Origin of the sequence: Mesorhizobium sp. WSM4311, from assembly GCF_002295115.1 — a bacterium.
GTDB lineage: Bacteria > Pseudomonadota > Alphaproteobacteria > Rhizobiales > Rhizobiaceae > Mesorhizobium.
This window is the reverse complement of sequence record NZ_NSFV01000002.1, coordinates 241,073-263,461: the sequence shown is the minus strand read 5'-3', so window position 1 is coordinate 263,461 and position 22,389 is coordinate 241,073. Positions and strand designations below refer to the sequence as shown.

The window sequence follows — 22,389 nt, the reverse complement described above, 5'->3', positions numbered from 1 at the left end:
CCCCTCGGGAGGATGTCTTATCGTTTGACCATGATCTCTTGCGAAATCCGGCTTCCACTTTTCGCTGACGCGGTCCTTCGGTTCGGGATCATGGTCTGCCTATTCCACCGGGCAAGCGCCCTGGGATGGCTTGTCGGGCGCCCAGCATGGCGCCTTCGCCTGGTCGATGATCGCCTTCAGGGCGGCCGCCTGCTGTTCGAGGACGCCGTGCACGTCCTCACCGCCGAGCACGATGCGCTCGAAGGAGTCGGTGTAGACCTGATTGAACTTGCCGCCGAGGTCGCCGAGCCCCATCGGCAACAGCGCCGGCACTGCATCGGGAGCACCGGTCATGGTGGCGATGGCAGGGCCGAACGCCTTGACCGAGGCCGGCATGTCGTCGGGCAGCTTGACGTCGACGACGGGGAAGAAATTGGTCGCCTTGAGCGTCGCGATCTGTGTTTCCGGCTTCAGCATATAGGCGACCAGCGCCTTGGCCTTCTCCTGGTCCGGCGAGGTCTTCGGAATGGCAATGCCGGCCACGACAGGCATGAAGCCGCGGCCGGCAGGCCCGGCCGGCGCGGGAAAAGCGACAAACTGATCCGGCTTCTTGTTGAAGGCATCGGCGAGCCTCGCGACATGGTCGAACGCCACCCAGACTTCGCCCGAAAGCAGCGGCTCCTGCATGAAGGCATAGTTGGTCGAGTTCGGGTTGGTGTACTGCCACAATTCCTTGAACCTGTTCCACGCCGTCTCGGCCTCGGCCGAACGGAATTTCGTGACCATCGAACCGGTGTAGGACGGATAGAGAAAGCCTTCGAAGAAGCGATGCTTCAGTCCCTTGGGGCCAGCCGGAAAACCGAATTTCGGCGAGCCGGTCTTCTCGGCGATGTTCTTCGACCATTCGATCAGCTGGTCATAGGTGATGGTGTTGAGATCGGTGCCCGCCGGCAGATATTGCAGCGCCTGCTTGTTGGCCGCCATCAGGTAGGTGGCCTGCATCCAGGGCAGGTATCTCTGCTCGCCGGTGCCGAGCATGCCGAGCTTCTTGTAGGCCTCGTTGACCTTGACCCCGCCGACATCGACAGCCGACAGGTCGACAAGATTGGCGCCGACCGTGGAGAAATCGCCGTGCAGGCCGCCAAGCAGGCCGATCGTGCCGGAGCCGGCCTGCAATTCCGCCTGCAGGCGGGTGAGCCAGGGACCGTCCTCGGCAACCTGATAGTCGACCGCGCCTTCGAAGCCTTTCAGCACCTCGTCGCGCATCTTCTGCGTCTCCTCGACCGGGCGCGCCTGTGTCGACCAAAACAGCACCTGCTGAGCCTGGGCGCCACCGACGGCGATCGACAGCGCCAGCGCGGCACCAGCCAGTGTCTTCAATGCTCTCATCATGGTCTTCCTCCCTGGATATGCGCCGGCATTGCGGCGTCAGCTTCTTGTCCGTGGCGCCGGCCCATGGCTTGCCCGCGCTACCAGTGTCGGCCGGATCAGCCGCGTCAGCGGCTTGCCGGGTTTCTCGGCAATGACAGTGAGCAGCATGTCGGCGATCTCGCGCGCGCAGTGGCGGATCGAGGCGTCGAATGTGGTGAGGCCCGGCGGCGCATAGGCGGAGGCGGCGATGTTGTCGAAGCCGATAACGGACAGGTCGCGCGGCACACCGAGCCCCGCACGGGCGGCCTCCTCCATCACGGTCAGCGCCAGTTCGTCGAACAAAGCGACAATGGCCGTCGGCCTGTCGGGGCCTCGCAGCATCCGGTTGACGGCCTCGATGCGCGCCTCTTGGTCGAAGCGCGGCGCCGTGACCACGTCGAGCCGCACCGAGGGGTCGCCCCGCCGGGCGATGGCCGCGGCAAGGCCATCTTGCCTGAGATGGCGAAAGGTCATCGCTTCCGAGATCGTCACCAGGCCGAAATGGCGGTGGCCGAGATCATAGAGCATGTCAAAGGCTTCGCCGAAGGCGTGCGCGCCATCCGTGTCGAGCCAGTTGTAGCCAAAGTCGCTGTCGAGCAGCCGGCCGTGAGCGACGAACGGGAAGCCACGCTCGCGCAGATAGGCAAGGCGCTCGTCGGTCTCGGCAATGCGGGTGACGACGACGCCATCGGCGCGCCCCGATTCGACGACGTGGCGCAGCACCGACAGTTCGGAATGGCCAAGTGCGGCCGTGGCCAAAATGAGGTCGGCGCCATGCGAGACCAGCCCTTCGCCGAGCCCGGTGACGAATTCGCCCAGGAAGGAATCGACAAGATTGGGGCCGCGTATCGGCAGGACGAGGCCGACGAAACCGCTGCGACCCGAGACGAGCGTACGCGCCGCGGTGTTGGGCACATAGCCGGCCTGGCGCGCCGCCTGCGCGACGCGCTCACGCGTCTTCAGCGCGATCTGCTCATGGCCGGCAAGCGCCCGCGAAACCGTCGTGATCGACAGGTCGAGGCTTGCCGCAAGCTCCTTCAGCGTGATGACGCGGGTGGTCATCGATCCTCCCTCAGGCGAGTTTGAAACGTTTGTAATTGCCTTTTGCAAAAATGCAAACGTTTTAAATTTCAATCGGAAGTCGCCGCTTTGTCCAAGGGAACGCAAGCAAATGCGGCGCGCCTGCGTAACTCCGCAGGCCGCCTCTCCGAGGCCCCGTCAATTCGAAGAGAAAAGTCTACTGCAAGATCCGCGCGGCGGATGGCATGGAATGGTCATGCGCGATGCCGGCATCGGCGTCGCCGATCGCCCTATCGAGACCGGTTGCTACCACGGAAACCCTGAAACGGCCTTCCATGCTCTTGTCGAAGATGGCGCCGACGATGATATCGGCATCCTCGTAGACCTCTTCGCGGATGCGGGTGGCGGCCTCGTCGACCTCGAACAGGGTCATGTCGCGGCCGCCCGATATCGAGACCAGCACGCCCTTGGCGCCCTTCATCGACACTTCGTCGAGCAGTGGGTTGGCGATCGCGGCTTCCGCCGCCTTCATCGCCCGGCTTTCGCCTGATGCCTCGCCGGTTCCCATCATGGCGCGGCCCATGCCGCGCATGACCGATTTGACGTCGGCGAAGTCGAGATTGATCAGGCCTTCCTTGACGATGAGATCGGTGATGCAGCTGACGCCGGAATAAAGCACCCGGTCGGCAATGACGAAGGCATCGGCGAAGGTGGTCTTGGCATCGGCGATCCTAAACAGGTTCTGGTTCGGGATGACGATCACGGTGTCGGCGGCTTCGCGCAGCCGCTCGATGCCCTCCTCGGCCATCTGCATGCGACGCCGGCCCTCGAAAGTGAAGGGCTTGGTGACGACGCCCACCGTCAGTATGCCGGCCTTGCGCGCCGCTTGCGCGATGATCGGGGCTGCGCCGGTGCCGGTGCCGCCGCCCATGCCGGCAGTAACGAAGCACATATGCGTGCCGGCCAGATGGTCCATGATCTCGTCGAGCGATTCCTCGGCCGCGGCGCGGCCGATCTCGGGCAGCGAGCCGGCGCCCAGACCTTCGGTGACATGCGCGCCAAGCTGGATCAGCCGCGTCGCCTTCGACATGGTCAGCGCCTGGGCATCTGTGTTGGCGGCAATGAATTCAGTGCCCTGAAGCTGCTCCACGATCATGTTGTTGATGGCGTTGCCGCCACCGCCGCCGACGCCGATAACGGTGATCTTGGGCCTCATCTCGGAGATTTCCGGCTTCTTGAACTCGGCCATGCCTGCTTCTCCTTCGCCAATTGCGCGCGCTTCACGACCCACGAGCAGACTGTCTGCAAGACATTGCAATCGAGCGACATGACGCGAATCAGTCCGTTCGGATGGGTGCCCCAAAAAGCCAGAGAGCGGCCGGACGTGCAAGTGCGCGCAAGGTCAAGATTTGTGATCGCGATATTGCAAACCGCCAAGCGGATGCCGCGTGCCGGCAAACCAAGCCGAAAGGCCAGCAATTGCGCTGCCCAGCGTACATTGCGGCGAGGCGAACGCGATACATGGCGCATACGCTGATATGCATGCCAATCACCGACAAAGCCCGGCTGCTTTGTCCGAGCTGCGCGAAACCGGGCTGCAGGACAGTCTACCACGTGCGCCGGCTTCGTGCCGCGCTACCTGCCCCTTTGGCCGCATTGCTGACGGCTTGCCGCGTAACGATTGAGGCGTCTATCATGCACCGATATATCGCTGACTTCGGCGTCCGCCGTGCTCGGCCCAATCAGGATCACCTGCGGCTGCCGTCGTCAGGCCAGATTTCAGAACGAACGAAGTAGCGCCCGCCAATGGCCGACAGAACACAATTCGGGCTGAGCGCCATCGACAGCGTACCCCTGCATGAGAAGGTCTATCTGGAGCTTGTGCGGGCACTGATGTCGGGCCAGTTCACGCCCGGCCAGAAGCTGACGTCGCGCAAGCTCGCCAAGGAACTCGGCACCAGCGACATGCCAGTGCGCAGCGCCTTCATGCGGCTGCAGGCGCTGCGCGCGCTAAGCCCGATGCCGAACGGCAGCGTCGAAGTGCCGGTCATTTCGGCCGAACGGTTTTCGCAATTGACCGCCGTGCGCACGATTCTGGAAGGCTCGGCGACCGAACTCGCGACAAAGCGCATCAACGGCAACAATCTGCGGACGATCCGACGCCACAGCACCGAATTGACCCTGGCTGCGCGCGAGGGCGATATCGACGACTATCTCAGGAAGAATTACGCCTTCAAATTCTCGATCTATCGCCATTGTGGTAACGAGCAGATGATCTTCTTGATCGAGACCGTGTGGATGCAGGTCGGCCCCTTCCTCAGGAACCTCGCCATGGGGTTCGAGGACGATCTCGCCTCCATCCTCGACATCGACTATCACGAGGAAGTCGTCGCCGCGATCGAGGCGCAGGACGCGGCGCGTGCTCGCGCGGCCATCGCTCGCGACATCGACGAAGGCGCGGCGCACATCCTGCGCCAGGCCAGATTTCCGGGCGCCAGAGGCTAGGATTGGACGGCGATAGTCGCTCGCCCCAAAGGCCGATCGTGCCAGCCCGGCGGCGAAGCAGGCATGCCGAATGCCCCTTGGCTTTCCGCCTTCTAGCCCTTATGTTGCGATCGCAGATCGCGCAATTGGTTTTGAAATGCCTCCCGATATCCCAGCTAGTGACTTGAAAAAATAAGGAAAAATATCCCGCAGTGGCTGGATAGGCTTTCCGAAAACTCACAAGCATTTTTTACCAGGGATAGCGCAGCCGGCAGGGCTTGGGCACCTTCGAAAACCAGAGGTTTTAAAATTGAGCGATGCAATTGCGGACGTTCTGAGCTGGCTTGAAAGCAGAAGCGACATACAGAGCCTGAGGGCGGCGGTGTGCGACCTCAACGGCGTCATGCGGGGAAAACGCATACCGGTGGAGCAGGCCCGCAAGGCGCTGGAAGGCAAGCTGCGCATGCCCTATTCGCTGATCGGGCTCGACATCTGGGGCGAGGATATCGAAGGCAACACGCTGGTCTTCTCCACCGGCGATGCCGATGGACTCTGCCAATGGACGGGACGCGGCATCCTGCCGGTGGACTGGACGGCGCATCCGACCGCGCTTGTCCCGCTCTGGCTCGCCGATGAAAGCGGCGCGCCGTATCTCGGCGATCCGCGGCGGGCGCTGGCCCGTATCCTCGACCGCTACAGGGCGCTCGGCCTGACCCCGGTCGCGGCAACGGAACTTGAATTCTATCTGGTTGATCCGCAATCGCAGCGGCCGGTCGGCCCTGTCTCGCCGGTCACCGGGCGGCGCCTCGATTCCGACGCGGCGCTGTCGATCGACGAGATCGACGATTTCGAAGCCTTCATCCACGACGTCTACGAAGCCTGCCGGGCGCAAGGCATTCCCGTCGACACGGCGATTGCCGAAAATGGCGTCGGCCAGTTCGAGATCAATCTGAACCATGTCGCCGACGCGCTGCGGGCGGCCGACGACGCCGTGCTGTTCAAGCGCACGGTGAAGGGCATTGCCCGCAAGCACGGCTTTGCCGCCTGCTTCATGGCCAAACCCTATGGCGACCGCGCCGGCAACGGCTTTCACGTCCATTTCAGCCTGGTCGACGCCGAAGGGCGCAATGTGTTCGACGACGGCACCGACCAGGGCTCGGAAACCATGCGCCACGCGGTCGGCGGGCTGTTGGCGGCGATGGCCGAGAGCACGCTGGTGTTCGCACCGCACTTCAATTCCTACCGCAGGCTCCGCCCGCGTTCCTATGCGCCGACCGCGGTCGCCTGGGGTTACGAGAACCGCATGGTCGCGATCCGCATTCCCGGCGGCCCGACCGGAGCGCGCCGCATCGAGCATCGCGTGTCGGGGGCGGACGCCAATCCCTATCTGGTGCTTGCCGCCATATTGGGCGCGGCCCTGATCGGCATCGAAAGGCAGATGTCGCCGGGCGAGCCGACCGGGAGCGACGGACAAGGCGCGGCACCAGCCAAGCTGCCGCCGGACTGGGCCTCGGCGATCGCCACCTTCGAAAGCGGTACGCATGTGGCGGAGATCTTCCCGGCGATCCTGCGCGACTCCTTCGTCGCCTGCAAACGCCAGGAGTTGAATACGTTTGCTCTCAACGTCAGCGATTTCGAGATCGAGACCTATCTCGAAAGCGTTTAGGCTCAACTGACCATAAGCATCGGCGCGGACGACTTTCCAGCAGCCGCATTGCTGGCAGATGCAGACGCGGATCGGCAGGCCGAAGGCGATGATGGCACATGACGCCGCCGCGCTTGCCGCGGAAGCGACCGGCTTCTTCGGCCAGGCGCATCTGACGCGCGTGTTCAAGTCCGTGGTCGGAGTGACGCCCGGCGCCTGGATGAAGAGCGCCGGCAGCCCGTGACATTTCCACCTTCATGGAACCGAGCATCTAGCCAGTATGACAGAACTGGCGTGCAGCGATCGGTCATGTCCCGGCAGCTGCGGTACGGCCAGCAGGCCCCGAGCGTCTTGCGCACCGAAACCCAATCGTGTCAGACAGGCTCGCGCCAGGGCCGCATTGCTGTCGATGACGACCAATCCACTGACATCGTTGAGGCTGGCGGCCACCACCGACAGTTCGGTGCAGCCAAGAAGGGCGGCATCGGCGCCGGCCGTTTGCGCGATATCAAGCGCGCGCTCGGTCTCGATCGCCGCCTCCATCGTCGAACCGGCCTTGACGAGACTGATCGCGTTGTCGACGCGCTCCTGGAACTCGGTGTTCGCGGGAAGGCAGAGCCCAAATCCCGCCGCCGACATCTTGTCCTGATAGAAGCCGGAGACCAGCGTGCCCTGGGTGGCGAGAATCGCAACCCGGCCCCGGTCCAGGCCACGACGCGTTTCGGCCACGGCTGCGTCGCCGATATGGATGATCTGCGCTTGCGAATTCGCCGCCAGTTGGTCGTACCAATGATGGGCGGTGTTGCAAGGCATGGCAATACAGGTAACACCGAGCACATTGAGCGTCGAGACCGCGGCTTTCAGAGGCGCCAGCGGTCCGTCATGGTTGCCAAGGATCGCCTCGGTCCTGTCGGGCAGCTGTGGCACACTGAGGATGACGGCAGGCACATGGTCGTTGTCCCGGAATGCCTGGGTCATTCGGGTCAGCTTGAAGTAGAAGTCGGCCGATGCAAGCGGCCCGAGGCCGCCGATAATGCCGAGTTGGGGACGGATGCTGTCGTCGATCATCGGACCGGCTCGGCTTCGAGCTGTTCCGAGACGGTTTCGACAGGCTGCGTCGCCTCCCTGTGGCTGGGCGCGACCATTGCCGTGCTCGCCGCGACCGTGCAAACGCTGGCCAGCGTCATGAACGTGTCCACGGCCGCATCCACCGCGACGAACAGGGCAAACGCCGCTTCAAAGGGGAGCTTCAGGTAGCCGCACACGATGGACATCTGGGACAGGATGAGCAGGCTGCCCATGCCGCCGGTCGTGAGCGCGAGAAGCGCGGAAGCGATGCCGACCAGCACGAGGTTAGACACGCCGAGCGGATGGCCGTAGAGCTGGGCGATGAACAGGGTGCCCGAGGTGTAGAGCAGCGCCGGGCCGGTGCGCAGCAATGCCGCCTGCAGCGGCACCAGCAGTTCGACGACCACGAGGTTGAACCGCAGGCGCTCGCTCAACAGGTTGATGACCCACGGCAGCGAAGCGACGGTGGAGCGCGTGGTGATGGCCACCATCAGCAGGGGCTGGCAGGTCTTGATCGTCGTCCAGTAGCTGCGCCGCGACCGGATGGCGATAATGGCAAAGGCGCCGGCGACGAATATGAGGCAGGAAAGCCCCATCACCAGCAGGTAACCGCCCATCAGCATGAGCGGCTTGGTCCCGGTCGTCGCAGCCTGGTCCGCGATCAGGATGAAGGTTGCGAAGGGCAATCCCCAGATGAACCAGTTGGTGAGGACCGTACAGGCCCGGTAGACCGCGTTGAGCGCCTGAGTCAGGCTCATGGATGAAGGTTGGGGGATCTTGCCCATGGCGAGCCCGAAAAGCAGGCAGAACAGCAGGACCTGGATGGTCTGGCCCGAGGCCAGCGCGTTGAAGACATTGTTCGGCACCAGGTCGAGCAGGATCGAATGCCCGCTGTCGGCGCCTTCATTGGATGGCGGCTGGAACGGGAAGGCGAGATCGGTGGAGACGCTGCCCTGCGAATTGATGAACTCGCCAAGCTCGATTCGCGACTGGTGGTTCTCGATCTGGCCCGGCTGGAGGATCAGCGACAAGCTGCCGCTCACCAGTACGCCCAGGAACGACACGACCAGAACGGCCATACCCACCTTGCCGAGGTAACGCACCGATTTGGGGTCCTGGACCATCGCCGTGATGGAGAAGATGACCGACGAGACCAGGTAAGGCAGGACGACCATCTTGAGGAAATTCAGGTAGAGCTGCGCGACAGGGCTGATCGCATGGGCAAAGGCCGGATAGTAGAGACCGCACAGGATCCCTGCCCCGATCATCGCGAGCGTCGTCACCGGCGAGCGCAAGATGCGCCTTGCCGCGAGGCGCCAATCGAAAGGCACGGGACCGGCTACGTCGGAGATGGCCATGTCAGGCTTTGCTCCCCTGGCGATAGCGGGCGATGATCTCGTCCGTGTTGAGGACCTGCTGCCCCCGGGCGAGATCGAGATAGAGGTCGACAAAGGCCGCGAGGTGCGGATTGTCCGGCCGCACGCCGACGGCGATGGTGTCGACTTTGTCGGTCAGCGTGATCGAGCGCGCGACGACCGTCATCGACGGATCGTCGACCATCAGCTTCTTGATCTCGAAATCATCGCGGTAGGCCATGTCGAGCGTCCCGTTGCGGATCGCATCGATGATCAAATCCCAGCTGGCGAAGCGGCGGATCTGCGCGTGCGGGAAGGTTGTCGGCGCATAGGTGGCGAATGAAGAGCCCTCGATCACGCCGAGATCGCCCGTGAATTCGCGGATGATCTGCTCGGGCGGCTTGCCTTGCGCAATACGCGCCAGGTTGAGCCGGTTGGCGATCAGCCCTTGGCGCAGCATGGCGTAGGGCCGGGAATAGACGATCGACCGACCGCGCTGAAGGGTCCGGCTGAGCTTGCCGATCGCCAGATCCGCTTGGCCGGAACTCACCAGGTTCACCATGCCGTCGAATGTTGCGGCGGAGCGGTCGAACACCGGCTCCACGCCAAGCTGCGCAGCGATGCCGTGCGCCAGTTCCATGTCTATGCCATTGTCGCCCAGCCCATCGGCCGGGAAGAACGGATTGGAAGCAAAAGCCGGCATTGCGATACGCAACACATCGCCGCCTGCGACGGGCTTTGGGGCGTCCTGCGCCTGAGTGCTGGCCGCCTGAGCCTGCGAGATCAGCAACCCACCGCTTCCGGCCATAAGCAGCGTACGACGCGTAACCGACATGCGCATTCTCAATTCGTGCGGGAGAGCAAGCAAGCAGGTCTGCCCACTCCGCAGTATGCACGCGGAGGTTAAGTAAGCGTATATTTTACATTGCGCTCTTTCTGGATAGTGAGCGAAGCGGCACAGCATCTCAAAATATAAGTATTTCCTGATAGATAAGATCGCGGAAATGGGCGCGTTGCTGCACGTTTGAGGGCAATCGCGGGCCGACCTGCCGGTTCAAGCCGGTGGTTGGATCGGCACCGGGCGCGCCTGGCCGAAGGCCGTTCGTTCAAGCTGAGGGTGCACACGACCTGGTAGCGCTTTGCTGACCCCGCCAGCGATAACCCATCCGCCGACCAGGCGGCCTACGCCTACGAGGACCGCTCGGCCTTCAGCACCGAGACCGCCGCCTCGCTGTTGTGGACATAGTCGTTGGCGTCCGGCTGCTTCTGCAGAAAAAGGATGAACAACAGATCGGTCAGCGTCAGCTGCGCGTCGCGTGCGGTGATTGAGGAAGAGCGCGCGCGCTCCTCGTCGGCGATGGTGTAGAGGCGGATGTCGGCGACCCGGCTCAGCGGATTGTCGTGCAGGCCGGTGACGGCGATCACTGTCGTGCCGCGCTTGGCGGCGAGCTCGGCGATGCGCAAGGTTTCGATGCTGGCGCCGGAATAGGACAGCGCGAACAACACGTCGCCAGGCCCGAGCGTCGCGGCATTGGCCATCTGGATGTGGCTGTCGCTGTCGTGCAGCACGTTGCGGCCGAGCTTCATCAGCTTGTAGGAGAAATCGCGCGCCACCAGCGAGGAGGCGCCGACGCCGACCAGGTGGATGCGGCGCGCGCCATCGAGCAGCTCAAGCGTCCGGGAGATGATGCGCTCGCTGTTGGCGGCGACGGTCTGCTGCATCGATAGAAGCTTGCTGCCGATCAGTTTCTTGAGGATGACCGGATAGGTGTCTCCAACCTCGATCGAGCCGTGGATGACGCCGGCCGGCACCTGCCAGTCCTGTGCCTTGGCCTCGCTGACGGCGAGCTTGAGCTCCTGGTAGCTGGCATAGCCGAGCTTCTGGCTGAACTTGACGACACTCGACTGACTACGGCCGATCTCGGCTGCCAGCGCTGCCGTCGACAGGCGCAGCATCTGGTCGGGATTGTCGACGATGTACTGGCCGATCTCGCGGTCGCCGGGCGCCATGCCGTCGAGCTTCGCATTGATCTTCTTGAGAACGGACATGGACCCTCAGGAGCGCTTCGATGCTCGGAGGAATAAAATATTCCAATTTCGATTGACAGCCAAGAACGCAGAATTAAATCTCGAACCTGCCAGGTTCGAGAATCGAATGGCTCTCCCGGAGAGACCGGCCTCCGACCGGGCTTTCGCCACGAAAGGGTTCAGCCATGGACAGATTGCGGATCGTCGGCGGACCAAGACTGGAAGGCGCGGTCACCATTTCCGGCGCCAAGAACGCTGCCTTGCCACAGATCGCGGCCGCCCTGCTCAGCCCCTACCCGCTCGAGCTGACCAATTTGCCTGATGTGACCGACGTCGAGAACATGCTGGGCGTGGTGCGGCTTCACGGCGCCGAAGTGACGCGATCGGCGCATGCCGCGATGATCGACACAAGTGCCGCCGTTTCCAAGGAGACATCCTACGACACGGTACGAAAAATGCGCGCGACGGTGCTGGTTCTGGCGCCGCTGCTGGCCCGTTTCGGCCATGCCCGTGTTTCGCTGCCGGGCGGCTGCGCGATCGGCGCGCGGCCGGTCGACATGCATGTCGCCGCCCTCGCCGCGCTCGGCGCCAAGATCGCCATCGAGAATGGCCTGATCGTCGCTTCGGCGCCGAGCGGGCTGACCGGGACGCGCATCGTGCTCAGCTCGCCGTCCGTCGGGGCAACGGAAACCGCCATGATGGCGGCGACCACGGCCAGGGGCGAAACCGAGATCCTCAACGCGGCGCGCGAGCCGGAAGTGGCCGATCTCGCCGCTTGCCTCAACGCCATGGGAGCGCGCATCGAGGGCGCCGGCACGCACCGCATCCTGATCGCCGGCGACACCGGTTGGCACGCGGCCAGGCACGACATCATTCCCGACCGCATCGAGGCCGGGACCTATGCCATCGCCGCGGCAATCACCGGCGGCCAGCTCGAGCTCACCCATGCCCGGCTCGAGCATATGGCCTCGGTGGTGCAATTGCTGGAAACCACCGGCGTCAGCGTCTGGCCCGGTGATCGCGGGCTCATCGTGTCGCGCGACCGGCCGCTCAAGGCCGCCGATCTCACGACGGAACCCTATCCGGGGTTTCCGACCGACCTGCAGGCACAGTTCATGGCGCTGATGTGTTGCGCCGAGGGTGCGTCGCTGCTGCGTGAAACCATCTTCGAGAACCGCTTCATGCATGTGCCCGAACTGATGCGCCTCGGCGCCAACATCAAGCTGCAAGGCACCATGGCTTTGGTGCGCGGCGGCGAGAAACTGCATGGCGCGCAGGTGATGGCCACCGACCTGCGCGCCTCGGTGTCGCTGGTTCTGGCAGCGCTGGTCAGCGAAGGCGGGACGATCATCAACCGCGTCTATCATCTCGACCGCGGCTATGAGCAGTTGGACCGCAAGCTGCGGCTTTGCGGTGCCGACATCGAGCGGCTGAGCACATGAGCGGCGCTGACTATTTTCTCGGCGTCGATGGTGGCGGCACCGGCTGCAGGGCTCGTATCGAAGAGGCGGAAGGCTACGTGCTTGGACAGGGCCTGTCCGGCCCGGCGACGACGCGGCTCGGCATCGACGCGGCCTGGGCCTCCATAGCCAAAGCCTTTGGTGCGGCGATCGAGGAGGCTGGCTTTGGGCCGAGCGAGACCTCCCGGATCCGCGCCGGCATCGGGCTTGCCGGTATCGGCCGGAAGGGCGCGTTGGAAGTGCTGCGGGCGATCGCGCACCCCTTTGCGAGCATCGATTACGTCAGCGACGGTGTCGGCGCCTGCCTGGGCGCCCATTCCGGCAGGGATGGCGCCATCGTAATTGCCGGGACCGGCTCGATCGGCCTCGGCTTCGTCGAAGGGCGCGACCTGCGCGTCGGCGGCTACGGTTTTCCGATCTCCGACGAAGGCAGCGGCGCCGATCTCGGCCTGAAAGCCGTGCAAATGGCGTTGCGCGCCCATGACGGGCGGCACGAGCGGACGGCGCTGCTGGCGGAAGTGATGCAGCGCTTCGAGGGCGATCCCATGGAAGCGGTCGCCTGGATGGACGGCGCCAGTGCCACGGATTACGCCGCGCTGGCGCCGATGGTGATGCGCCATGCCGACCAGGGCGATCCGGCCGGACGACGCATCGTGCAAAGTGCCGCCGAGCAGATCGACACGCTGGTGCGGGTGCTGTTCGAAAAAGGCGCGCCGCGCGTGACCCTGCTGGGCGGCCTCGCCAGCCCGCTCGAACCCTGGCTTTCGCCCGATGTAAGGCGCCGCCTGAAGCCCGCCGACGGCGACGCCGTGTCCGGTGCGATCATCCTTGCCAAGAGATCATTCTGCGTAGGGCAGGCTTAGCGACATAGGAATAAAATATTCCAATTTCCTGTTGACGATACGAATATCCAATTCTAAAAAGTTAACAAAGAAAAACCTGTGATGACGGACCCAAGGTCCGTGTGCCTGGGGCCCGTTGAGCCATGTCGGACGCCGGCAGCAGAATTTTTTGAAAGCACTGGAATGACCGAGCAAGGGTTGATGTCTGAGCTGGACCTACTGGTTTCCGAAGGCCGCAATCCGCGGACGATGGATATCGACCTGCTGCCGACCATCGATGTGCTGCGCAAGATCAATGACGAGGACAGTATTGTGCCTGTGGCTGTCGAAAAGGTGCTGCCGGAAATCGCCGCCGCGGTCGACCGGATCGTGCTTGCCTTCCAGAAAGGCGCGCGGCTTATCTATGTCGGCGCCGGCACCAGCGGCCGGCTCGGCGTCCTCGATGCGTCGGAATGCCCGCCCACCTTCGGCGTGCCCGAGGACATGGTGATCGGCCTGATCGCCGGCGGCCCGGACGCTTTGGTGCGGTCGACGGAAGGTGCCGAGGATGACCCGAAAATGGGCGCGCAGGCCCTGCAGGAGATCGGGCTCACACCGGACGATGTCGTGGTGGGCATCGCCGTCAGCGGGCGCACGCCTTACGTCATCGGCGGACTGAACTATGCGAAGCAGGTCGGCGCGACCACGGTTGCCCTGTCCTGCAATCCGGCATCGACCATTGCCGGCATCGCCGACATCGCCATCTCGCCGGTCGTCGGGCCTGAGGTTCTCACCGGATCGACCCGGCTGAAGTCGGGAACGGCGCAGAAGCTGGTGCTCAACATGCTGACCACGGCCTCGATGATCCGCATCGGCAAGAGCTATGAGAATCTGATGGTCGACCTCAACCCGTCCAACAAAAAGCTGGTCGCGAGAGCCATCAGGATCGTCATGCAGACCAGCGGCTGCACGGCGCAGCGTGCCAAACAGGTGCTCGCCCAGACCGGCAATGATGTGAAGCTGGCGATCCTGGTGGCGATCACAGGCTTCGATGTCGAGGCGGCGCGCGCGGCGCTCGGCAAGGCCGGAGGTTTCCTGCGAAAGGCGATCAGCGACAGGACGGCATGAAGCCGCTTTAGACAAGACGGCGTGAAGCCGCATAGACTGGGCCGATACTCCAAAGCATGTGTGTCTTGGAAGCGGTCCGTAGAAACTGCAAGGCCTCAAGTTCAAATCATAATGGGAGACGAAAATGGCAAGGCATCTCACAAGAACACTCCTGTCGGCCATCACGGTTGCCGCGATGCTCGGCGTGGCTGTGGTTTCGACACAGGCCGCGACGCTGCACATGGCGTGGTCGCAGGACGCCACGGGACTTGATCCGCATAAACAGACGGCCTTTTCGTCGCTGCGGCTCCTGGAACTGATCTATGAGCCGCTGGTGCGCGTCGATGCCAGCCTGCAGATCATCCCGGCAATCGCCACTTCCTGGGAATTCTCCAAGGACGGCAAGGAGCTGACCTTCAAGCTCGATCCCAAGGCGAAATTCCAGGACGGCACGGCCGTCACCTCCGCCGACGTCAAGGCCTCGTTCGAGCGCATCCTCGACGAGAAGACCGGCGCGGCCGCGCGCGCCAATTTCCTGTCGATCGCCGGCATCGACACGCCTGATGCGGCCACCGTCGTCTTCCATTTGTCGCAGCCCGACGTGCCGATCCTGACGGCGATGAGCGATGTCAACGCGGCGATCGTCCCAGCCAGTGAAATCAAGGCCGGGTCGATCGGCACCAAGGCGCTTGGTTCCGGCCCGTTCAAGCTCGACAAATGGGACCCCAACGCCAAGGAGATGCTGAGCGCCAACAAGGACTGGGCCGGCGGCGCGACCGGCGTCGACGGCATCGAGATCAGCGTGCTGCCGGACGAAGCGGCGATCCTGGCCGCCATGCGCACCAAACAGATCGATTTCGCCCTGCTCAACGATCCGCTGGTCGCGACACTGGTGCCGAAGGAGGCCAGCCTGCAGCTGAACCGCGTGCCGGTGCTTGCCTATCACGTGCTGCAGCTCAACCCGTCGCGCAAGCCGATGACCGAGCTCAAGGTGCGCCAGGCGATCTCCTGCGCCATCGACCGGCAGGAGGTGCTGGACACGGCTTCGCTGGGCGAAGGCAAGGTCACCGGACCGCTGACCATCCCAGCGCTGGCGACCGATCCGAGCCAGCTGTTCTGCTACAAGCGCGATGTCGAAAAGGCCAAGAAGCTGATGGCCGAGGCCGGCTTTGCCGACGGCTTTTCGGCGACCGTGATCGGCGCCACCGGCGAGCCGCCGACGGCGGCCGCGGAAGCCCAGGTCATCCAGTCGCAGCTGGCTGAAATCGGCGTCAAGCTCGACATCAAGATGATGGAGCTCAACGTCTATGTCGACGCCTGGCTGAAGGGCGATTTCGACATGGCGATCGCGCTCAATGGCGGCCGCGCCGACCCGTACACGATGTACAACCGCTACTGGACCAAGGCAGGCAATCTGCAGAAGGTGGCCAACTACATCGACGACACGCTGGACAGCCAGATGCAGCAGGGCCGCGCCGAGACCGAACCGGCCAAACGCAAGGCGATCTTCGCCGCATTCGAGAAGCACCTCGCCGAGATGTCGCCGTGGATCTGGCTCTACACCTCCTACAGCTACACGGCCCAGCAGAAGAACATCGCCGGCTTCGTGCCGACGCCGACAGGCACGCTGTTCAGCCTGAGCAAGGTTACCATCCAGAAGTAGCCGCAGCAGGCATTGGACGAGAGGTATCCTTCGCGTGAACTATCTGATGCGACGACTGGCGACGTTTCCTCTCGTCCTGCTTGGCGTGTCCATCCTTGTCTTCGTGGCGATCCGGATGGTGCCGGGCGATTCGATCACGGCGATGCTGGGGACGGAGGCGGGGCTGCTGACGCCGGCACAGCGGGATTCGCTCGCCGCCTATTTCGGCATCAACCAGCCCTGGTTCGTCCAGTACTGGCGCTGGATCGGCGGCATCCTGCACGGCAATTTCGGCATTTCGGTCACCTATGGCAGGCCGGTGCTCGATGTCATCCTCGAACGCTTCCCGCTGACGCTGGAATTGGCTCTGCTGTCGATGGTCATCGCGCTTGCCGTCGGCATGCCGGCCGGCATCCATGCCGCCACGCATAGCGACAAACCGTCCGATCTCGGGGTCCGCGTCGTCGCCATGATCGGCCAGTCGACGCCGAGCTTCGTGCTCGGTCTCTTGATCATCTATACGCTGTCGGCCGGCTTCGGCGTGCTGCCGGCGATGGGCGAATTCGCGCCGCTCTGGCAAGATCCCTTGCGCAATCTCAGCCAACTGATCCTGCCCGCCATCACGCTCGGCTTTGCCTTCGCAGCGTCGGTCACGCGCATATCGCGTTCGGCCATGCTCGACGTTTTGAGCGACGACTATGTACGCACCGCGCGCAGCAAGGGGGCGTCGGCCCGCAGCGTCATCTGGCGGCATGCGCTCCCCAATGCGCTGATCCCGGTGGTGACGCTGAGCGGCATCGAATTCGGCTATCTCCTGGGCGGCGCCGTCATCGTCGAGCAGATTTATGCCTTGCCCGGCCTCGGTCGCATGGTGCTGGACGCCATCCTGCAGCGCGACTACGCGCTGGTGCAGGGAGCCGTGCTGTTCATCGCCTTCAACTTCATGATCGTCAATCTCCTGGTCGACCTCGCCTATGTCGCGCTCGATCCGCGCATCCGGCTGGGAGAGCAGTGATGCGCATCCTGCGCGCCATCTTCGGCCATGGCAGCGGCCGCATCGGCGGCGTCATCGTCGGCATCTATCTCATGATAGCCATCCTCGGCCTGCTCGGGCTGACGCCGCACAACCCGATCACGCAGTTCCGCGTCGACCGGCTGCACGCACCGAACGGCACCTACTGGATGGGCACCGACCTTTTCGGCCGCGACGTCGCCAGCCGATTGATGGCCGGCACCGGCCAATCCTTCACCGTCGCCTTCTTCTCGGTGGCCTTCGCGACCCTTGCCGGCGCCGTGCTCGGGCTGGCCGCAGCCTGGCTCGGACGCCGCTGGGATGGCGTAGTGATGCGCATCATGGATGTGCTGCTGGCCTTCCCCGCGATCCTTCTGGCATTGCTCATTGTCACCGTCGCCGGGCCAGGCACATGGACCAGCGTGGTGGCCATCGGCATCGTCTACACGCCGATTTTCACACGCGTGGTGCGCGGCCCTGCCCTTTCGCTCAAGGCCCGCGAATTCGTCGATGCCGCGCGCACCTTCGGCAGCAGCTCGACCTATATCGTCACGCGCCATCTGTTGCTCAATCTGGTGGCGCCGCTGACCGTCCAGGTGACGCTGGCGCTGGCCTGGGCGCTGCTGACGGAAGCAGGGTTGAGCTTCCTTGGGCTGGGCACACAGCCGCCGGCCGCCTCGCTCGGCCTGATGCTGAGCGACAGCCGCAATCTGATGGAGACCGCGCCCTGGCTGATGATCTTTCCGGGACTGACCATAATGATCAGTATCCTCGGTTTCAACCTGCTGGGTGATGCCTTGCGCGATATCCTCGACCCCAGGATGCGGAGGGCGCCGGCATGACGCCGCTGCTGTCGGTCCGTGATCTGCACGTCGGCTTCGGCCGCGATCCGCACGCCAATGAGGTGGTGCGCGGCGTCAGCTTCGACCTTGCCGATGGTGAAACACTTGCCATTGTCGGCGAAAGCGGCTCCGGCAAATCCGTCACCGCGCTGTCGATCAACCGGCTGATCGATTTTGGCGGCGGCCGCATCACCGGCGGCGCGATGACGCTGAAGCGGGCCGACGGCAGCCTCTTCGACCTGATAGCTGCCACCGAACCGCAGCTGACCGGCATTCGCGGCGCCGAGATCGGCATGATCTTCCAGGAGCCGATGACCTCGCTCAATCCGGTGCTGACCATCGGCACACAGATCGAGGAATCGTTCCGGCTGCATCGCGGCCTTACCGGCCGGCAAGCCACGGCGGCGGCCAGGGATGCGCTCGACCGCGTGCGTATTCCCGATGCCGCGCGGCGGCTGAAATACACGCCAAACCGGCTGTCGGGCGGCATGCTGCAAAGGGTGATGATCGCCATTGCGCTCGCCTGCAACCCACGCCTGCTGATCGCCGACGAGCCGACCACCGCGCTCGACGTCACCGTGCAGGCGCAGATCATGGCGCTGCTGGCCGAGTTGAAGCGCGAAACAGGCATGTCCGTCATCTTCATCACCCACGATATCGGCCTGGTTGCCGGCATCGCCGACAAGGTGATGGTGATGCAGAACGGGCAAGCCGTGGAGCAAGGCGAGCTGAACCAGATCCTCGACAGGCCGCGGCACCCCTACACCCAGCATCTGCTGCAGGACGTGCCGCATTTCGCCAATGGAAGCGCGACGCGCGCGGACGGCCAGCGCGACAAGGGTGAAAACACGGAGCCGGCCTTGAAGGTCGACGGACTGGTGGTGCGGTTCCCCCTCAAGAGCAATTTCTTCAGCCGCGCCACCGGCGCCGTGCATGCCGTCGACGGCGTCGACTTCGACCTGATGCCGGGCGAGACGCTGGCCATCGTCGGCGAGAGCGGCTCCGGCAAATCGACAACCGCGAAGGCGGTGCTCGGACTGGTGCGCTCGACGCGCGGCAGCTTCTCGGTCGGCGCTCGAGCGGCTTCCGCGGAGCGCCGCGCCAAGCCCGTGCAGATGGTGTTTCAGAACCCCTACGCCTCGCTCAATCCGAGGCTGGCCATCGAGAGCATCCTGGCCGAACCGGTGATCGCCAACGGTGGTCGTGTGGACACCGAGACACGCGCCAGAATGGCGAGCCTGCTGGAACGCGTCGGCTTGCCCCGAAATAGCCTGCAGCGCTATCCGCATGAATTCTCTGGCGGCCAGCGGCAGAGGCTGTGCATTGCCCGCGCGCTGATGCTCAACCCGTCGGTGGTCGTTCTCGATGAGGCGGTGTCGGCACTGGACGTCTCGGTGCAGGCCAAGGTGCTGGAGTTGCTGGTCGAATTGCAGCGCGAGTTCGGTCTGGCCTATCTCTTCATCTCGCACGACATGGCGGTGGTCGAGCGGATCGCGCACCGCATCGCCGTCATCTATGCCGGCCAGATCGTCGAGATCGGCGACACGGCCTCGGTGCTGTCGAAACCGAAGCACTCCTATACGAAGAAGCTGATCGCCGCCGTTCCGACCATCGAGCGGCGGCGCGAGCATTTCGAGATCGACACCCGCCAGGTTCCCTCGCTGGTGCGCCCGCAAGGGTTCGAGCCGGCGCCGGCGAAATGGGAGCAGTTTGGCAGGGATCATATGGCGAGGGTCGAGGCGTGATGGCCCAGGGATATCTCAGGTTAGCGGGACAGCGCCCCCCTCTGCCCTGCCGGGCATCTCCCCCACATGGGGGGAGATCGGATGTCGTCGCGGCTTTCGCAAATCTCCAACGTTGGAAGGCTGGCGGAACGTCAACGCTACTGATCTCCCCCCTCGTGGGGGAGATGTCCGGCAGAACAGAGGGGGGCGCGAAGGATCTCGGCCTTTCAAGAGGAGGGGGGCGTTGACCGCCCTCGCCCAGCTCTTCGACCGCGCGTTCGCACCGTTGGAAGCCGCGGTGTCCACCAAGCGCATTCCCGGCGGCGTGCTCGGCATTGTCGACAGCAATGGCCATCGCATCGTCAGGGCAATCGGCTCGGCGCACCTCGTGCCCAAGCAGCGTCCAATGACCGTCGAAACCTGGTTCGACCTGGCATCGCTGACCAAGGTCATCTTCACCACGCCGCGCATCCTGGCGCTGGCGGAAACCGGCGTCATCGATCTCGACGCGCCGCTGACCTCCGTGCTGCCCGACCTTCGCCAGTACGATCAATCGGCGTGGGAGCGGAAGGTGACATTCCGCCAGTGCCTTGGCCACCAGACCCCCTTCCCGGCAGTCGAACCGATCTACACTTACGGGCGCGATCCCGAATTGCTGCGCGCCTTCATCCTGCAGCGCGAATGGCGAGCCCGTGACCCCGTCTATTCCGACATCAATTTCATCCTGCTCGGCTTTGCGCTGGAGCGGCTGTCGGGCAAGACCATCCGCGACATGGATCCCGGCACCGGATTTGCCTGGTCCACGGAGCCGGATGCCGCCGCGGCGACCGAGGACTGCACCTGGCGTCATCGTATGCTCTCCGGCGAGGTCCACGACGACAATTGCTCGGCGCTGCAAGGCGCCGGTCATGCCGGGCTGTTCGGCACGGCGGCTTCGGTGCTTGATTTCGCGCAAGGGCTGCTGTCCGGTGCTTCCAAGAATTCGACCGCGCTGATGCGCACGCCCTTGTCCGCCACCCGCACCCATGGCTGGGAGCGCTCCTATGACGGCTGGTCCGGCGGGGCCTTGTGCAGCCCGGGAACGATCGGCCACACCGGCTTTACCGGCACCGGCTTGTGGATCGATTTCGACAAGGGCAAGGCCTGGACCTTGCTCACCAACCGGATCCATCCGACACGTCATTTCGACAGCGGAATCGTTCAGCTTCGGCAAGCGGTCGGCGATCTGATGAATGGAGTTCAATGATGGGACCAATCTGGGCCGTCGGCCTGATGACCGGCACCGTGCTTGACGGCAATATCGACGTCGCGCTGATCAAGACCGATGGCGAGCGCATCGATGATTTCGGCACCTACCGGCTGATGCCTTATCCCCCATCGATCCGCTCGCTGCTGGAAGAGACGCTGACGGCGGCGCGGGCCTGGAATTTTGTCGGGCCGGAACCGGCGATCTTCCGCAAGGCCGAGGAAGCGCTGACGCGTGCCCAGTCGGCGGCGGTGAAGGAATTGGTCGAGGGCTATGGCATGACGATGGCCGATATCGGCGTCGTCGGCTTTCACGGCCAGACCGTGCTGCATCGCGCGCCGCAGGTCGGACGGCTCGGCCAGACGCGGCAATTGGGTGACGGCGAACTGATGCATTCCCTATTGGGCACCAAGGTCGCCTACGATTTCCGCTCGGCCGACATGCGCGCCGGCGGGCAAGGCGCGCCACTGGCCGCCGCCTATCACACCGCGCTGATGCGCAGCGCCGGCGCCAGTGGCGAGGTGGGCGTGCTCAATCTCGGCGGCGTCGCCAACATCACCTGGTGGGACGGCGCCGACAATGTCGTCGCCTTCGACACGGGACCGGCCAATGCGCCGCTCAACGATTTCATCAAATCGAAGGGGCTCGGCGACATGGATCGCGACGGCGCGCTCGGCCGCGCGGGCAAGGTCGACGAGGCCCGGCTCGCCAAGCTGTTGCAGCATCCCTATCTGACCAAGCCCTATCCCAAATCGCTGGACCGTTTCGATTTCGGCGCAGCCATGGCCGACGGCCTCAATGCCGAGGATGGCGCGGCCCTGCTAACCGCCTTCACCGCCAGCGCCGTCGGCAAGGCACTCGACCTGTTGCCGAGCCGGCCCAGAAAATTGGTGGTCAGCGGCGGCGGGCGCCACAATCCGACGATGATGGCAATGCTCGCCAGCCGCGCCGGCGTCGAGGTGGTGCAGGCGGAAAGCCTCGGCTGGAGCGGCGACGCGGTGGAGGCAGAATGTTTTGCCTTCCTGGCGGTGCGCGTGCTGCGCGGCCTGCCGATCAGTTTTCCAAGCACCACCGGTGCGCCGCAGCCGATGCGCGGCGGAAAGCTTGCCGGCTAAACCAGCCTCTTCTGCAGGAAGATGCGGCTGCGACCGACTGGGAAATCGGCCAGCCTGCCGAAGAGCTGATAGCCCTGGCGCTGGTAGACCTTGGCGGCGTTTGGATTGAAGGTGTCGATCCAGGCGTTGTTGCAACCGCGCGCCACGGCTTCCTGCTCGGCCGCGTCCAGCATCCGGCCTGCCATGTGCTGGCCGCGCAGCCTTTCATCGACCCACAGCCACTGCACGTAGAGCCAGCCCCAAGCGGTGTAGCCCGAAATGCCCGCGACGACCGCGCCATCCTCGTCGCGCACGAACACAGCGAGCGCCTTTCTTTGGGAGGCGCCGACATCGCCGTCGTTGAATGCCGTCAGCCGTTCGGCGAGAAAGGCGAGGTCTTTCGGCAAGGGGTTTGCCGTTGTTTCGAGTGTCGTGTTCATGGGCTCTTTCCG

General features: G+C 64.2%; 20 protein-coding genes. 12 read left to right on the top strand and 8 right to left on the bottom strand.

Annotated elements, in window-relative coordinates; translation table 11 throughout:
- Nucleotides 1–99: 99 nt before the first annotated feature.
- The 3 genes from CK226_RS05050 to ftsZ all read right to left on the bottom strand — a co-directional run bounded on the left by CK226_RS05050 (nucleotide 100) and on the right by ftsZ (nucleotide 3,658).
- Nucleotides 100–1,371: an ABC transporter substrate-binding protein gene (locus CK226_RS05050; protein ID WP_095791225.1), complete on the bottom strand. Its 1,272-nt coding sequence runs from the start codon at nucleotides 1,369–1,371 to the stop codon at nucleotides 100–102.
- 36 nt (nucleotides 1,372–1,407) lie between these two features.
- Nucleotides 1,408–2,451 carry a substrate-binding domain-containing protein gene (locus tag CK226_RS05045; protein WP_095786712.1) on the bottom strand — a complete coding sequence of 348 codons (1,044 nt, stop codon included), beginning with the start codon at nucleotides 2,449–2,451 and terminating at the stop codon, nucleotides 1,408–1,410.
- Nucleotides 2,452–2,626: 175 nt separating this feature from the next.
- The gene (gene ftsZ / locus CK226_RS05040) at nucleotides 2,627–3,658 is read right to left on the bottom strand and encodes a cell division protein FtsZ (RefSeq protein WP_095771181.1); all 1,032 of its coding nucleotides are present in this window, start codon (nucleotides 3,656–3,658) and stop codon (nucleotides 2,627–2,629) included.
- A gap of 557 nt (nucleotides 3,659–4,215) precedes the next feature.
- Between ftsZ and CK226_RS05035 the strand changes: the two genes are divergently transcribed.
- The 3 genes from CK226_RS05035 (at nucleotide 4,216) to CK226_RS05025 (ending at nucleotide 6,782) form a co-directional block, all read left to right on the top strand.
- Entirely contained in the window at nucleotides 4,216–4,914 is a 699-nt protein-coding gene (locus CK226_RS05035) for a GntR family transcriptional regulator (protein WP_095791224.1), read from the top strand.
- Nucleotides 4,915–5,203: 289 nt separating this feature from the next.
- Entirely contained in the window at nucleotides 5,204–6,559 is a 1,356-nt protein-coding gene (locus tag CK226_RS05030) for a glutamine synthetase family protein (RefSeq protein ID WP_095771183.1), read from the top strand.
- Between the two features lie 58 nt (nucleotides 6,560–6,617).
- Nucleotides 6,618–6,782 (top strand): helix-turn-helix transcriptional regulator, encoded by a 165-nt coding sequence (locus CK226_RS05025; RefSeq protein ID WP_179295777.1) that lies wholly within the window; start codon nucleotides 6,618–6,620, stop codon nucleotides 6,780–6,782.
- Nucleotides 6,783–6,793: 11 nt separating this feature from the next.
- On the opposite strand, the gene CK226_RS05020 is transcribed toward CK226_RS05025, so the two are convergent.
- The 4 genes from CK226_RS05020 to CK226_RS05005 all read right to left on the bottom strand — a co-directional run bounded on the left by CK226_RS05020 (nucleotide 6,794) and on the right by CK226_RS05005 (nucleotide 11,010).
- Nucleotides 6,794–7,606: an amino acid racemase gene (locus CK226_RS05020; protein WP_095791223.1), complete on the bottom strand. Its 813-nt coding sequence runs from the start codon at nucleotides 7,604–7,606 to the stop codon at nucleotides 6,794–6,796.
- Nucleotides 7,603–8,964: a cation:dicarboxylase symporter family transporter gene (locus CK226_RS05015; RefSeq protein ID WP_095791222.1), complete on the bottom strand. Its 1,362-nt coding sequence runs from the start codon at nucleotides 8,962–8,964 to the stop codon at nucleotides 7,603–7,605. The genes CK226_RS05020 and CK226_RS05015 overlap by 4 nt, the downstream gene beginning before the upstream one ends.
- A 1-nt stretch (nucleotide 8,965) precedes the next feature.
- The gene (locus CK226_RS05010) at nucleotides 8,966–9,925 is read right to left on the bottom strand and encodes a transporter substrate-binding domain-containing protein (protein WP_245437661.1); all 960 of its coding nucleotides are present in this window, start codon (nucleotides 9,923–9,925) and stop codon (nucleotides 8,966–8,968) included.
- Between the two features lie 224 nt (nucleotides 9,926–10,149).
- Nucleotides 10,150–11,010, bottom strand: coding sequence for a MurR/RpiR family transcriptional regulator (locus CK226_RS05005; RefSeq protein WP_095786716.1), 861 nt, complete (start codon nucleotides 11,008–11,010; stop codon nucleotides 10,150–10,152).
- A gap of 164 nt (nucleotides 11,011–11,174) precedes the next feature.
- Between CK226_RS05005 and murA the strand changes: the two genes are divergently transcribed.
- The 9 genes from murA to CK226_RS04955 all read left to right on the top strand — a co-directional run bounded on the left by murA (nucleotide 11,175) and on the right by CK226_RS04955 (nucleotide 21,958).
- A complete protein-coding gene (gene murA, locus CK226_RS05000) occupies nucleotides 11,175–12,431 on the top strand; it encodes a UDP-N-acetylglucosamine 1-carboxyvinyltransferase (protein ID WP_095791221.1) in 1,257 nt (418 codons plus the stop codon).
- The gene (locus CK226_RS04995; RefSeq protein WP_095791220.1) at nucleotides 12,428–13,312 is read left to right on the top strand and encodes an N-acetylglucosamine kinase; all 885 of its coding nucleotides are present in this window, start codon (nucleotides 12,428–12,430) and stop codon (nucleotides 13,310–13,312) included. The genes murA and CK226_RS04995 overlap by 4 nt, the downstream gene beginning before the upstream one ends.
- A 162-nt stretch (nucleotides 13,313–13,474) precedes the next feature.
- Complete coding sequence (gene murQ, locus CK226_RS04990) at nucleotides 13,475–14,398, top strand: N-acetylmuramic acid 6-phosphate etherase (RefSeq protein WP_095791219.1); 924 nt, start codon at nucleotides 13,475–13,477, stop codon at nucleotides 14,396–14,398.
- 124 nt (nucleotides 14,399–14,522) lie between these two features.
- Nucleotides 14,523–16,040 carry an ABC transporter substrate-binding protein gene (locus tag CK226_RS04985; RefSeq protein WP_095791218.1) on the top strand — a complete coding sequence of 506 codons (1,518 nt, stop codon included), beginning with the start codon at nucleotides 14,523–14,525 and terminating at the stop codon, nucleotides 16,038–16,040.
- A gap of 34 nt (nucleotides 16,041–16,074) precedes the next feature.
- On the top strand, nucleotides 16,075–17,034 hold the full coding sequence (locus tag CK226_RS04980) for an ABC transporter permease (protein WP_095791217.1): 960 nt from the start codon (nucleotides 16,075–16,077) through the stop codon (nucleotides 17,032–17,034).
- Nucleotides 17,034–17,873 carry an ABC transporter permease gene (locus CK226_RS04975; RefSeq protein WP_095791216.1) on the top strand — a complete coding sequence of 280 codons (840 nt, stop codon included), beginning with the start codon at nucleotides 17,034–17,036 and terminating at the stop codon, nucleotides 17,871–17,873. Before CK226_RS04980 ends, CK226_RS04975 begins: the two co-directional genes overlap by 1 nt.
- A complete protein-coding gene (locus CK226_RS04970; RefSeq protein WP_095791215.1) occupies nucleotides 17,870–19,618 on the top strand; it encodes an ABC transporter ATP-binding protein in 1,749 nt (582 codons plus the stop codon). The genes CK226_RS04975 and CK226_RS04970 overlap by 4 nt, the downstream gene beginning before the upstream one ends.
- A 223-nt stretch (nucleotides 19,619–19,841) precedes the next feature.
- Entirely contained in the window at nucleotides 19,842–20,843 is a 1,002-nt protein-coding gene (locus tag CK226_RS04960) for a serine hydrolase (protein ID WP_095791214.1), read from the top strand.
- Nucleotides 20,843–21,958: an anhydro-N-acetylmuramic acid kinase gene (locus tag CK226_RS04955; protein ID WP_095791213.1), complete on the top strand. Its 1,116-nt coding sequence runs from the start codon at nucleotides 20,843–20,845 to the stop codon at nucleotides 21,956–21,958. The genes CK226_RS04960 and CK226_RS04955 overlap by 1 nt, the downstream gene beginning before the upstream one ends.
- On the opposite strand, the gene CK226_RS04950 is transcribed toward CK226_RS04955, so the two are convergent.
- Nucleotides 21,955–22,377: a GNAT family N-acetyltransferase gene (locus tag CK226_RS04950; RefSeq protein WP_095791212.1), complete on the bottom strand. Its 423-nt coding sequence runs from the start codon at nucleotides 22,375–22,377 to the stop codon at nucleotides 21,955–21,957. The genes CK226_RS04955 and CK226_RS04950 overlap by 4 nt on opposite strands.
- Nucleotides 22,378–22,389 lie beyond the last annotated feature (12 nt).